Annotated in this window: 9 protein-coding genes; 4 read left to right on the top strand and 5 right to left on the bottom strand. The window is 42.7% G+C overall.

All coding sequences use genetic code 11. The annotated features are described in order from the left end of the window. Window positions 1-197 precede the first annotated feature (197 nt). Together prpB and KHS79_RS06465 are read right to left on the bottom strand one after the other, a co-directional pair. Window positions 198-1,097, bottom strand: a complete 900-nt coding sequence (gene prpB, locus KHS79_RS06470; RefSeq protein WP_212717705.1) for a methylisocitrate lyase — start codon at window positions 1,095-1,097, stop codon at window positions 198-200. 150 nt (window positions 1,098-1,247) lie between these two features. Continuing rightward, on the bottom strand, window positions 1,248-1,910 hold the full coding sequence (locus KHS79_RS06465) for a GntR family transcriptional regulator (RefSeq protein WP_212717703.1): 663 nt from the start codon (window positions 1,908-1,910) through the stop codon (window positions 1,248-1,250). A 255-nt stretch (window positions 1,911-2,165) separates the two neighbouring features. Between KHS79_RS06465 and KHS79_RS06460 the strand changes: the two genes are divergently transcribed. Beyond that, the gene (locus tag KHS79_RS06460) at window positions 2,166-3,044 is read left to right on the top strand and encodes an EamA/DMT transporter family protein (RefSeq protein WP_212717701.1); all 879 of its coding nucleotides are present in this window, start codon (window positions 2,166-2,168) and stop codon (window positions 3,042-3,044) included. A gap of 46 nt (window positions 3,045-3,090) precedes the next feature. Here KHS79_RS06460 and KHS79_RS06455 read toward each other — a convergent pair whose 3' ends face one another. Further along, window positions 3,091-3,822: a 7-cyano-7-deazaguanine synthase gene (locus KHS79_RS06455; protein ID WP_212717699.1), complete on the bottom strand. Its 732-nt coding sequence runs from the start codon at window positions 3,820-3,822 to the stop codon at window positions 3,091-3,093. 920 nt (window positions 3,823-4,742) lie between these two features. Here KHS79_RS06455 and KHS79_RS06450 point away from each other — a divergent pair. After that, entirely contained in the window at window positions 4,743-6,764 is a 2,022-nt protein-coding gene (locus tag KHS79_RS06450; protein ID WP_212717697.1) for a carbohydrate binding domain-containing protein, read from the top strand. Between the two features lie 80 nt (window positions 6,765-6,844). On the opposite strand, the gene KHS79_RS06445 is transcribed toward KHS79_RS06450, so the two are convergent. Together KHS79_RS06445 and asnS are read right to left on the bottom strand one after the other, a co-directional pair. Next, window positions 6,845-7,735, bottom strand: coding sequence for an ROK family protein (locus tag KHS79_RS06445; protein WP_212717695.1), 891 nt, complete (start codon window positions 7,733-7,735; stop codon window positions 6,845-6,847). A 142-nt stretch (window positions 7,736-7,877) separates the two neighbouring features. After that, a complete protein-coding gene (gene asnS, locus KHS79_RS06440) occupies window positions 7,878-9,278 on the bottom strand; it encodes an asparagine--tRNA ligase (RefSeq protein ID WP_212717693.1) in 1,401 nt (466 codons plus the stop codon). A gap of 252 nt (window positions 9,279-9,530) precedes the next feature. Between asnS and KHS79_RS06435 the strand changes: the two genes are divergently transcribed. Beyond that, entirely contained in the window at window positions 9,531-11,126 is a 1,596-nt protein-coding gene (locus KHS79_RS06435; RefSeq protein WP_212717692.1) for a methyl-accepting chemotaxis protein, read from the top strand. A 1-nt stretch (window position 11,127) separates the two neighbouring features. Next, a complete protein-coding gene (locus KHS79_RS06430) occupies window positions 11,128-13,116 on the top strand; it encodes a methyl-accepting chemotaxis protein (protein WP_212717690.1) in 1,989 nt (662 codons plus the stop codon). Window positions 13,117-13,132: the final 16 nt, after the last annotated feature.

Here is a 13,132-nt window from a genome sequence, read left to right as displayed (position 1 = left end):
CTTACTCACATTGGCGAATGATTTATTCATTAGAAATTGGGATATACCCTTCGTTTTGGGTATATATATATCCATTCCTTGGTGTATTGCTAGCATCGCAAATTATTATTAAATTGTTTTGGTACTTGCTCTTGTTTATTTGACTCTAAAAGGCTTATTTTTGTTTATACATTTTTTAGGGCCTGTTAATACTATTCTCAGTCAGTGGTTGTTTCTTTTAAAAATAATCGATCTAACGTTTGTTCATAGTGATGATAATTAAGGGTTTGATAGAGTGCTTCACGAGTTTGCATATCAATGGTTAAGTCGCGCTGATGCCCTTTTTCTTTTAATTGCTGGTATACATTGAGTGCGGCTTTACTCATGGCTCGAAAAGCGCTTAATGGATATAGCACTAACTGAACACCTACAGAGGCTAACTCCTCACGGCTAAATAATGGGGTTTTACCAAACTCAGTTATATTAGCGAGCACTGGCACATTCACGGCTTGGGTAAAGCGTTGATAGTCATCAAGTGTTGCCATGGCCTCAGGAAAAATCATATCAGCTCCTGCCTCCACGCAAAGGCAGGCACGCTCAATCGCTGATTCCATGCCTTCTACCGCTAATGCATCCGTGCGAGCCATAATGACAAAGTCGTCATGGGTTCGAGCATCAACAGCAGCTTTTATACGGTCTACCATTTCTTCTGAAGTGACAATTGCTTTATTAGGGCGATGTCCACAGCGTTTTTGCTGAACTTGATCCTCAATATGAACAGCTGCTGCGCCTGCTTGCTCCATACTTTTTATTGTGCGTGCGATAGTTAACGCACCGCCAAAGCCCGTATCAATATCGACCAGTATAGGGAGCTGGCTGGCTGCAGTAATACGACGAACGTCTTCTAAAACGTCAGCAAGTGAAGTCATACCTAAATCAGGCAGTCCAAATGAGGCATTAGCGACGCCAGCACCGGATAAATAAATAGCCTGATGCCCTGCTTGTTCGGCCAGCATGGCACAGTAGGCATTAATGGTACCGACGATTTGTAACGGTGACTGAGCAGATACCCGCTGGCGAAAGCGGGTGCCAGGGGATTGTTGGGAAGTTATGTTCATCCTTTCTCTCCAAGTATTCTCTGTAACTTACGAAATTTTTATAATTATTTATTGGGCTTACACAAGCTGTATACCCTTTGCGAATCAATTTTAGGCTCCGTGGGCTTTATAGCCTCCCCTAAAAACCCTTCGTTTTGGGTATATTAATACTTAAGTGGTTAATATATATTTCAGGCGCTTTCGAGCGCGGGCAATATGTTTACGCATAAGCATCTCTGCCAACTCGCCATCCCCTTCCATGATGGCTTCTGCTATGTGTAAATGCTCTTTATACGCTAGCTCAGGCTGTTGGTAACCACTGTCTCGAAATTGTCTCCGATAAAGCTGTAACAAGGGATATAATTCGTCCCCTAATTGGCTGATTAATAGTGCGTTTTGGCTACTGCGAATCAGTAAGTAGTGAAAATCCAGATCCCCTGCTTGAGGGTAATATTTTTGCTGGCCATCTTCCTCTAAATAGCGTCGATGAGTGACAAGCAGTGTCTTAAGCTCATCTTTAGCTTGTTTTGTCATTAGCGTTGCTGCTAGTCGACAGGCTAACCCCTCTAAAACCTCTCGAACTTGATAGAGTTCAGTCAGTTGCTGATCAGAAAGGCTAATCACCCGAGCACCAACATGGGCTTCGCGTTGAATCAGGCGCAGTCCCTCCAAGCGTTGCAGTGCTTCCCTTAATGGTCCACGACTACAGCCATGTCGTGTAGCTAGTTCTGCTTCATTTATTTTGCGGCCTGGCAGCAGCTGGCCATTGAGAATGGCTTGTTGTAGTTCGCTAAAAATTCTTGCAGCAGCAGTTTGCTTGTTATTATCGTGCAATGGTTTTGCCTGTTTATGACTGAATAAAACAATGTGCTTACCACATTGTCAACAATCTTTACTATTTGTTCGAACTTAACCCGATAAATAGCGCTAGTCAAGCTAAGATTGTTAACAATTCTGGGTCTTGAGTGCATGGCTGGCTCTCGATAATACTGGCACGCACACGGGGTTTCTGGCATTATCGCTGACCTTTTCGCTAACTATTTTTGTGAGTCTGAATCACCATTCAGTATCTAGGTTAAGGTGGGATATATGTATTACTTGTCTGCGATTACCTTATTGTGGGCTTTTTCATTTAGTTTGATTGGGGTATATCTTGCTGGGCAAGTTGACGCTTATTTTTCTGTGCTACTAAGAATAGCACTTGCCTTTTTGTTATTTATTCCACTGTTACGCAGGCAGTGGTTACGGTTGGATTATATTCTGCCCTTGATGCTGATAGGTGCTATCCAGCTAGGCTTTATGTATATTTTTTACTACCAGTCTTTTTTATTACTGACTGTACCTGAAGTCTTATTATTTACCACTTTAACGCCCGTTTATGTTGCCTTACTGTATGACGTATGGACACTGACCTTTCGTGTACGTTATTTATTAGCAGCGCTATTAGCCGTTTTAGGTGCTGTGGTGATTCGTTACGATAACATTACCCAAGATTACATATCGGGCTTTCTACTGGTTCAAGGTGCGAATGTGTGTTTTGCGCTGGGCCAGGTCAGTTATAAAATTCTGATTCAGCGTCGGGGTGATCAATTACCACAACATGCTATCTTCGGCTTTTTTTATGCTGGTGCGTTGGTTGTTGCACTGGTTGCCTGGGGTATATGGGGTACTGACCGTTATCCGGCAACCTCGATGCAGTGGGGGGTATTATTATGGTTAGGATTAGGCGCTTCTGGTTTAGGCTTCTTTTGTTGGAATAAAGGCGCTACGCAAGTGGATGTGGGAACATTAGCCGTTATGAATAACGTCCTGATTCCAGCAGGCCTTGTAGTTAACCTGCTTATTTGGAATCGTGATGCTGATATGGTCCGTTTGCTGTTAGGCGGCAGTATTATTTTATTCTCATTATTGCTTAATTATTATTGGGAACGAAAAATACGTACATTGTCGTGTTCATTAAGTCATTAATGAGTTTTTTCAAGTTGTTAGGCTCAGAGGGTTATGAGACCTCTGTCTAACTTCTTGATAATAAGGGGGTAAGGGCCCGTTTCCCCCAGTAACGCAGTTTACCCCGCCAGGGAATGCGTCGGCTTAACCCTTCTTCAATTGTGTATCGGCAGGGATTACAGGTCCCACATGGCTGTTGGTTTGCTAAAGGTTCATGACAAAACCATGTCATTTCTAAAATATCAGAAAAGCCACTGTCCTGAGCCTGTTGAGCCATTTCCAACTTGGTGAGCTCGAATAAAGGAAAACGAAAATAATGAAACAGTTGATATTCAGGTGTACTTTTCAGTTCAGGATTAACGACCCAATAAGGACCATGTTCATCTGCTTGTTTAATGACGTAGGGAAGTAAAACGTCATGGGCTTTATCATCTTTGTGGATTGACAGTTCGAGGTCATGTAAATTGAGCTGATGGGCAAATTTAGCGAGCCATTCATACTGCGGCCCAATATATTGGCTTTGCAAAATAGTGTCATAACTCTCAATTAACTTGCCTACAGACTCTACATCATTTGCGGCACGAAACACGGTTGGTGATAGTCGTTGGGTTGCATCAGGCCACTGTTGTTGTATGGCGCGCTTTATTCGCGTCATGGTGGATAACTCAATACCGGTCGAAGTACGGTCAGTATTGAGAATGTAGTATGGCACGACAGGTGCTACTTTGTTGATGAGTAAATCCAACAGTCGAAAGGTGGAGTCCCAACCACCTGTCCAGAGCACATGGTAGATTGCCATAATGAATCATTCCTTTTTAGGTAAACACTGTTATTTTTATAAGACAGTGTAAATGACTCCTGAAATATACAGCAACATTTTTTATTAATTCTGTGTGGTAATAAAAAGACAGTTCTGATTATTTGACTTGTGTGCAAATGTACTGTGATATTTACACGTTTTTTGTAGCTATTTTAACGTCTTCTAGATATACCCATTCACTAATGATTTCTAGGTTTTGTTATCTTCACTCTTGATCCAAGGATGGTGGAAATGCAGTTTATGCAGGAGCATTTAACTGCCACCCCAATCACCGATTAATATAGGCTCATGGGGCTTCGTCACTCAATGGCCGACCTAAAAACCATTCTTATTGGGTAAAATGTCAAGGAAGCCATGCATTAAATCTTTCGCTATATGTTTCACAAACCCACTAAAATAGTGCCAACCTACTTTCTACCATCTTCTGATCTCGTTTAAAAAATAATGATATTTCGATCTGCTATGTAGGCTTTAGGAAACGGTTACCCCTCTTTTTGCCGCACATCAATCACATTTTTAATGCACATCTGTTGTACTTCGATGTATGGCAGTAACCACCTTTGTCTCATGAGTTTAATTATACAACACATTGGGCTTGATGCGGCTTGCGAAAACTTCGTGATCACTTTTGCGAATTTTCGTTTTTTGAAAGATGAGTTTTGTAACTGTGTTATGTGTCGCGTTTTAATTTATTTTATTTCGTTAACTTAAGTAAAAAATATCGGTAAATGAAGCGTTTATGTGAATTTATTTGATTGCTTTGATGCGTTTTATCACATCTATTAACAAAACAAATTAACGCATCGTTATACGACAATGCTTTAGCAAACTCATTGCTCTATTCATTTTTATAGAGAAATGTTTTTTTGCACAAATAACGGGTAAAGAAGGTTTACAATATGAAGTTAAAACACCAGGTCTTGGCTGGCCTGGCTGTGGCGTCAATCGCCTCCAGTCAGGCTATGGCTGCAACCACGCTGGACGTTTTGGTTGTGTATCCGAATGGTAATGTAGGCACTAAGGATATTAAAACACTTGCCACTACATTTGTTGAATACGCTAACCAAGCGTATATAAATAGTGGTGCTGATATAAAATTACGCTTGGTAGGCGTGAAACAGCTAGGCCGCAACTATGGTGTTGTTAGTGAATCAGCCCTTAACAATATCACACGAGATGATGAAGCGGCCCGGTTGCGTCAACAGTATGGTGCGGACTTTGTAAGTTATGTTGCCCCGCGGAATGGTGGACTGTGTGGTATTGCCTGGGTTCCTCAAGGTCGCGATGGTAAGTTTTATCGAGGCGCAGGTAACCAAGCCTATAGTGTCGTAGCATCAAACTGTGGTTTAAGTGTATTTGCCCATGAGCTTGGCCATAACATGAGCTTAGGTCATGGTGTAAAACAGCAAAGTAATGGTGGAATCTGGCGCTGGGCGCGTGGCTATGGGGTAAATGGCTCATTCACAACAGTGATGGCTTACCCTCATGTTTATAATGCCAGAGGCGTACAATATTTTTCGAATCCAAAAATTCGCAAGTGTAATAATCAGTCTTGTGGTATTGATAAAAACAGTTCAAATGGTGCAGATTCTGTTACGAACTTAAACGCAGTAGCAGCACAGATGGCTGCTTGGATGCCAACGAAAGTCAGTAATCCGAATCCAAACCCAAACCCAAACCCAAACCCAAACCCAAACCCAAATCCTAACCCTAACCCTAACCCTAACCCAAATCCGGATCCGGATCCAACAGATCCAACGGATCCAGGCTGGCCTGATCCCGATGGTCCTAAGCCCGATCCTGATGGTCCAGGCTGGCCTGACCCAGATCCAACTGATCCTACGGACCCAACCGATCCGACAGATCCTACGGATCCCACAGACCCAGATGGTCCTGGTTGGCCTGATCCTGACAAACCTGATAATCCAGACCAACCCAAACCTGGTACCTGTGATAAGCCTCAGCTTAAAAAGAGCTTAGTAAAATCACCTGATTTTAATAGCTTGGATGGCTGGAGTACCTTTAAAAATAACACCGTTAATTTGAAGCAAAAACAGGTTAAAGTTAACTGTGGTACGGATAACCTTTTACATGTCACAGGTCGATCCGCGTACTATGATGGTGCTATTCAGGATATTACGGAAAGCTTAAAGTCAGCGGGTAATATTGCAGCAACTGAGTTTGAGTTGAGTTTAAATATGCAGCTAGCTGCAAAATCTCAAACACGTGATAATGCGAGTGTTGTATTGCAAATTGAAAATGACCTGGGCATTCAGTATCAAACCCTTGCTCATAAATCCATTACTTCAAGTGAAGCTACCAAAATAACCGCTAAATTTAAGGTAGAGACATTTGGCAAAGTCAAAAAAGTCAAACTGTTGATTTTTGGACCTAAAGAAGGTGTGGATTTCTATGCGGATGAAGTTTTGTTGACTAAAGCTGGTGAGCAACCAGGCCAGGATGATGATCAAGTGATTAATCATAGTTTTGAAAATGATAATCAAGGCTGGAAACCTTACTTTGGCTTGAAACAAGCGAAACGGACAACCGTAACCGCTAATGCAGGTAATTACAGCCTATCACTCACTGGTCGTGAGAAGTGGTATGCCGGTATTTACTTGAATGCCAGAGGCTTACTGGAAAGTGGTAAAAACTACAAATACAGTTTTGATGCCCGCTTGGCTGACAGTGTTAAAGCAGAACAGTATGTTGATATGCAGCTGTTCTACGAGGATGACAGTGGTGCTCACTGGAAACGCGTTAAGTATGAAACGGTTCCTGCTAATAAACAGTGGATGACGATCAGTGGTGATTTCACCTTCCAGGCAAAAGGCAAAGTCAAACGCGCATTCTTGTTTGTCTTCGGACCTAAGTCAGGTAATGATTTCTTTGTCGATAATATTCAGTTTAAACGACAGTAATCGTATAAAATAGCAATATATCTAAATGACTAAGGTGGGAAATTTTTCCCACCTTTTTTTATGCATTATCGATTACCCAGTTACCCAAGTAATGCTGCCCCAATAGCACCTGCCCATTCACCATAAATGGGTGGACGTAAATCAGTGGTTGGTGGCTTAAGAGTATATTTAGACCAGTATTGAGGTACCGTTTGATAAAGTTCTTGTATGGTTGACATTCCACCACCCAGTACAATGCAGTTTGGATCAAAGGTTTGAATTATTGTTGCCAAGGCATGAGCAAGATACTGAATATAACGATTAAAGACATCACATGCGGTGTTTTCTTGGTTTCGATAGCGGGAGATAATTGTAGTGGCATCAAGTTTTACACCACTTTCTTGATAATATAACTGAGAAAAGCCAGTGCCTGATAAGTAAGAGTCAATGCAGCCTTGTTGACCACATTGACAGGTAATATGCTGACTTTTAGGAATGAGTGATAAATCTGGTAATGGGGTATGTCCCCACTCTCCTGCTAAATGATGAGCACCAGCCCATAGAGTACGATTAGGTAGCACCCAGGCTCCTCCTACCCCAGTGCCTAGTACAGCTACAAACATGACTTCATTTTCAGCTAATTGGTGACCATGGGCTTGGGCGAGAGCAAAGCAGTTGGCATCATTTTCGATAGAAAATGGTTGTGCTATGTGCTTTTTAAATAGTGTCCCAATAGGCTGTTGATTAATTGCACCCATATTACTTGCATAAAGTATACCTTGGTCATTTACAACACCAGGAATACCTACACCTATATGGGATAACGTACCTACTTCAGTTGTAGCGTGTTGAACAAGCTGCTGAATACATAACAGAAAATCGTTGAGTTGCTGTTTGGGAGTGGGCGTCGTGAATTGCCAGAGAATATCCTTTTCCGCTGAAATAACGGTGGCAGCTATTTTGGTGCCGCCAATGTCGAGACCTAGGCGCAAACATCGCCTCCTAATCATGTTGAGGAATTCGCGAAATTGCTGTGAGTACCAGCTTATGCGAAATCCTGTTCGGAATATGGGTGAAGGGCTAGCGAAGTCGATAGCCCTTTGACGGCCCTATTTTGAGATCAAAAATGCGGAGCTAGAAGTCTGCATTGCGGCGGGTTCTGGGAAATGGAATAACATCTCGAACATTAGCCACGCCTGTAATATAAGACACTAAGCGTTCTAAGCCGAGGCCAAATCCTGCATGGGGCACTGTGCCGTAGCGACGCAAATCGCGATACCAGCCGTAGTCTTCTTTATCCAGCTCCATTTCTGCTAACCGGTGGTCGAGCACATCCAAACGCTCTTCCCGCTGTGATCCTCCAATGATTTCACCTATCCCGGGTGCCAAAATATCCATAGCCGCTACAGTTTTTTGGTCATCATTCATTCGCATATAAAAAGCTTTGATATCTTTGGGGTAATTGACGACTGCAACAGGTCTACCAATATGCTCTTCGCTTAAGAAGCGTTCATGCTCTGTTTGTAAATCAATACCCCAGCTGACAGGATGCTCAAATTGCTTGCCTGACTTTTGTAAAATATCAATGGCATCAGTGTAGTCCAGCCGTGCAAAATCATGGTTGATAATGTGTTCAAGACGAGTAATGGCTGTCTTTTCAACACGCTGAGCAAAGAACGCCATATCATCTGCACACTCGGTTAAGACACAACGGAAAATGTACTTCAGTAGATCTTCTGCGAGATTAATAAGATCATCGATATCCGCAAAAGCAATTTCTGGCTCAATCATCCAGAATTCAGCAAGGTGACGACTGGTGTTTGAGTTTTCAGCGCGAAATGTGGGACCGAAAGTATACACTTTTGACATGGCAAGACAGTATGCTTCTAAGTTGAGCTGGCCTGATACGGTCAAAAAGCTTTCTTTGCCAAAGAAGTCTTGGGTGAAGTCAATGTCGCCTGATGCTGTGCGAGGTAGATTAGCTAAATCCAGGGAGCTAACCCGAAACATCTCCCCTGCCCCTTCACAGTCACTGGCAGTAATAATAGGGGTATGAATCCAGCAATAGCCATTTTCATTAAAGTAGCGATGAACTGCTTGTGACACACAGTTGCGAACACGGGTGACGGCCCCAATTAGGTTGGTTCGAGGACGCAGGTGTGCTACTTCGCGCAAAAACTCAACCGTGTGGCGCTTGGGTTGCATTGGATAGGTATCAGGATTATCCACCCAGCCGATCACTTCGATCTTAGTAACTTGAATCTCGTAGGTTTGGCCTTTTCCTTGGGAGGCAACAAGTGTTCCTGTGGCAGAAATCGAGCAGCCGCTGGTGATCTTAGTTACTTCTTGCTCAAAATTAGGCAGCTCCTGAGGTACAACCAGCTGAATAGGGTCGAAGCAGGAACCATCATGTAATGCAATAAAGGCAATACCTGCTTTTGACTCCCGTTTAGTTCTAACCCAACCTTGAACATTGACCTCACTGCCTTCAGGTGGCAGGCCTGCTAATAGTGATTTGACGGAACTGAATGTCATAAAAAAGCGGCTCCTTAGCGGTAAATTTTAACCTATGGGATGCTGACTAATGAATCAACTATCTTACCAGGCCATCTAGGCATAATGTGCTTTGTATAGGCCTTATAGAAAATGGCTATAAGTTTACTCTATATTGAGTAAAACGGGCATTTTAGCGAATAAGAATGAAATCGTCGCGACTTGTTTTAGCGAAGTAGCTGTCATTGGTCTTTAATTAGACAGTAACGTAATACCGGTTGCGGGGGTCATGCTGTGCGCATCAATATGCCTGTCACTGAAAAAGAGTTGAGCTATGACGAGAAGGCGAATCTGCTTTCTGTTACTGATCTGAATGGAGATATTACTTACGTAAATCAAGACTTCATAAAGGTAAGTGGCTTTAGTCAAGAAGAACTGATTGGTCAACATCACAATATCATTCGGCACCCTACAATGCCATCAGAAGCCTTTGGTGATATGTGGCGTCATCTCAAGTCCGGGAAGTCTTGGATGGGGATCGTCAAAAATCGTTGTAAAAATGGTGACCATTATTGGGTTGATGCTTTTGCATCCCCTATTAAAAAGAATGGGGAGACACAAGAGTATCAGTCTGTCCGAGTAAAAGCCCGTCCAGAATACATCAAACGTGCGGAGTCACTTTACAAAGCCTTAAAGGAGAAAAAAGCCGTTCGACTAACACCTTTTTTCTCACTACCCCAGAAAATACTGATTGGACTTCTTGTTGCGCCACTTTTACTTATTGCGGGCTTATGGTTGCAGGGGGCGGTTAATACGACATCGGTGTTCTTACTTGCAGCAATTGCCCTTTTAATGTGTGGCTATACCTGGTGGTTAATAAGTCCTCTGGTACACGCTGTAGAAGAAGCAAGGTCTCATTACTCTGATCCTTTGGCACGCTTTATTTATACTGGCCGGAAGGATGAAACTGGCGATATCTTACTGGCCTTTAAAGCCTATCGTAGTGAGCTAACCGCAACAATTGGTCGGATTAATGACAGTGCTCAAGGGATTGATACTGAGCTCGTTAGTCTTCGTAAACGGATTCAAAATAACCTACAGGAAACGGATACGTTATTTTCACAAATTGACCAAGTCGTTACCGCAGTTACACAAATGGCCTCCTCAATTCAAGAGGTGGCTGACAATGCACAAAGTTCTTCGGAGCGTGTGGAAACAGTCAACGATGAGGCACAGCTGAGTAAATCCACCATTAATAATGCTTGTGAGCAAATGCGTCGTTTGCAAATTGAAATTCAAGAAACCAATGACTTTATTGATCAGCTGCAGGCGAACAGTGAAAACATCAATGCCATTGTGGATGTCATTCGTAATGTAGCAGAGCAAACCAACTTACTGGCACTGAATGCAGCGATTGAAGCGGCGCGTGCGGGTGAGCAAGGCAGAGGATTTGCCGTGGTGGCGGATGAAGTTCGGACATTGGCTAATCGTACATATGAATCCACCGATGAGATTACAACGATTGTTAATCAGTTACGAGATATGTCATCTAAAGCGGCGGAACTGATGAAAAAATCCCAACAAAGTGTCAGTGATAGTGTGGGTGAAGTTGAGCAGGCAACGGAGTCAATGGATCGTATCGCACAGTCAATTGATGCGGTTAATGATATGAACCTACAAACAGCTACTGCAGTAGAAGAACAAAGTTCTGTATCAGAGTCGATCAGTGAAAATGTCACTGGGGTAAGAGACCTCACACAGCTCTTACAAGAAAGTGTTGAAGAAAATAATGCCAGCTGTACTTACCTTCAAGAGTTAAGCGTGAAGCTAAGCAGTATGGTTAATCAGTTTTGGTCACAGCGATCGGTCAGAAAACGAGTAAGTCGGTAATATGACAGTTGTACAGAAAATAGTAACAGGTTTTATTGCGGTACTTTTCTTACTGCTGGCCAGTGCGGGAATGAGCCTGCTGGAATTAATGGCGCTAAATAAACGGCTTGAGTTTAGTACACAACAAACCCTGCCTACTCTGGTCAATCATAGTGAGTTGACTAATTATTTGCTGCAAGCAAATAAGGCGCTAATGTTTTATACCAGTATGCAAGAAACAGCGCCACTTGCGACAATAAACCGCGACTTTAACGATGCCATGCAAAATTATGAGCATCATTATCAACAGTTAATTGCGCTTGTAGACGCTCACCCCTCTCTCAAATCAACATTGGCAAGCATTCATCAGAAGAATAAAGACCTCACCACATTAAGTGTTGAACAAATGCAGCGGCATCAGGGAATACTCAATCTCAAGAAAAGTTTAGAGCAAAAAAAACAGACGTTTACAGATGACCTGGGGTTTATGCTGGATGATCTGGTTTCAATTGAAGAGATGGCTGAGTCGAATGAGCTTAAATGGGCTGCTCAATTTATTGCACAACAATCAGCGGCTGCTTTAGCGAATATTGAGCAGTTGTTGTTAAAGGATAAGTCTGCGACGGTTTTGGAAATACGCAAAACGAATCAAAATGTTATTGAAAATATAAAGCAGCGTCTAAACGTTATTCAACAGCAGGACGAAGAAGCGTACAGCACAATTACTCCATACATTACTATTTTAGCGCAAGCAAATAACGCAGATACTGGGATAGTGAATAGTTGGCTTTCTTTATTAACCCAACAAGATGAGAGTTATCAGTCAGTTAATGCCATTACCCAACAACTAAACCAGCGTTTGGCTGATCTTAAACAGGTTACGGCACAGTTACAGCAGCAGGCAGCTGAGTCTGAACAGCAGGCTAAAGTCAATGCACAGCGAGCAATTTATACAATTGTAGGGATAGCCATTGCTTCAACGATAATTGCTTTGTTAGTAACACTCAGTGTTAGTCATAGTATCAAGCGGCCCCTAAAAGTCATGATGCAGTCGCTTGATACCATCGCACAAGGAGACTTAACCACAGAGATAACCATTAAGCGTCGTGATGAGTTTGGTCAGATTGCTTCATCAGTCAATCATCTTACTGGAAACTTACGACACTTGGTGAGCAATATTATGAATATGGCTACCCAAATTGGCCAGGAGTCAGATAAGGCCACGCAAACGTGTGACAATACCAAGCAGTGTATTGGGCAACAAAGTTTGCAGTCTTCTTCCGTCGCAACGGCAGTGGTTGAAATGGAATCTGCTGTATATGAAGTCGCCAAAAGCGCTGAAACAACATTAGCTGAAGTGATTGCGGCAGATCAGCTGGCGAAAGATTCTCGAGTGGCTATGGATGATAATATTCGTCACGTTGAGCAGCTTAACCAAGAAATAAATCGGGCGGCAGAGGTTATCAATGCATTGCGAACCGAAAGTGACAATATTGGTAAAATTTTGGATGTGATTCGTGATATTGCTGAGCAGACGAATTTATTAGCGCTTAATGCCGCTATTGAAGCAGCCCGTGCGGGTGAGCAAGGCCGAGGCTTTGCGGTTGTGGCTGATGAGGTCAGGCATTTAGCCATGCGCACACAAGAGGCAACCAACGAAATCCATAATATGATTTCGGTTTTACAGGAACAGGCTCACCAGGCTGTAACCATTATGAATAGCAGTCAGCAGCAGACTGTACAAAGTGCTGAGCAGGTGCGTGAATTTGCCGGTGTCATTAATAATATGCAAAAAACACTGGCTCAAATACATGAAATGTCGGCTCAAATAGCCGCTGCGGCAGAGCAGCAAAGTAATGTTGCGAAAGAAATCAGTGAAAATGTAGTTGAAATATCACAAATGGCTGATGTCGCAGTCGAAGATGCGAATAAGACTTCGGAAACCAGCAAAAATCTTGCGGCGTTAGCGCATCAGCAAGAATCTCTCGTGAGCCGGTTTAAAATTCAATAATAATATGAGTTGGAGA

It is taken from the genome of Zooshikella ganghwensis (assembly GCF_018263875.1).
In the GTDB taxonomy this organism is placed as follows: domain Bacteria; phylum Pseudomonadota; class Gammaproteobacteria; order Pseudomonadales; family Zooshikellaceae; genus Zooshikella; species Zooshikella ganghwensis.
The sequence above is the reverse complement of the archived record's forward strand: the minus strand, read 5'-3'. Positions and strand labels throughout refer to the sequence as shown.

Bases quoted from the DNA above. Each gene is read 5' to 3' on its own strand.
- prpB (WP_212717705.1), bottom strand. From the start codon at position 1,097: ATGAACATAACTTCCCAACAATCCCCTGGCACCCGCTTTCGCCAGCGG.
- KHS79_RS06460 (WP_212717701.1), top strand. From the start codon at position 2,166: ATGTATTACTTGTCTGCGATTACCTTATTGTGGGCTTTTTCATTTAGT.
- KHS79_RS06455 (WP_212717699.1), bottom strand. From the start codon at position 3,822: ATGGCAATCTACCATGTGCTCTGGACAGGTGGTTGGGACTCCACCTTT.
- KHS79_RS06450 (WP_212717697.1), top strand. From the start codon at position 4,743: ATGAAGTTAAAACACCAGGTCTTGGCTGGCCTGGCTGTGGCGTCAATC.
- asnS (WP_212717693.1), bottom strand. From the start codon at position 9,278: ATGACATTCAGTTCCGTCAAATCACTATTAGCAGGCCTGCCACCTGAA.
- KHS79_RS06430 (WP_212717690.1), top strand. From the start codon at position 11,128: ATGACAGTTGTACAGAAAATAGTAACAGGTTTTATTGCGGTACTTTTC.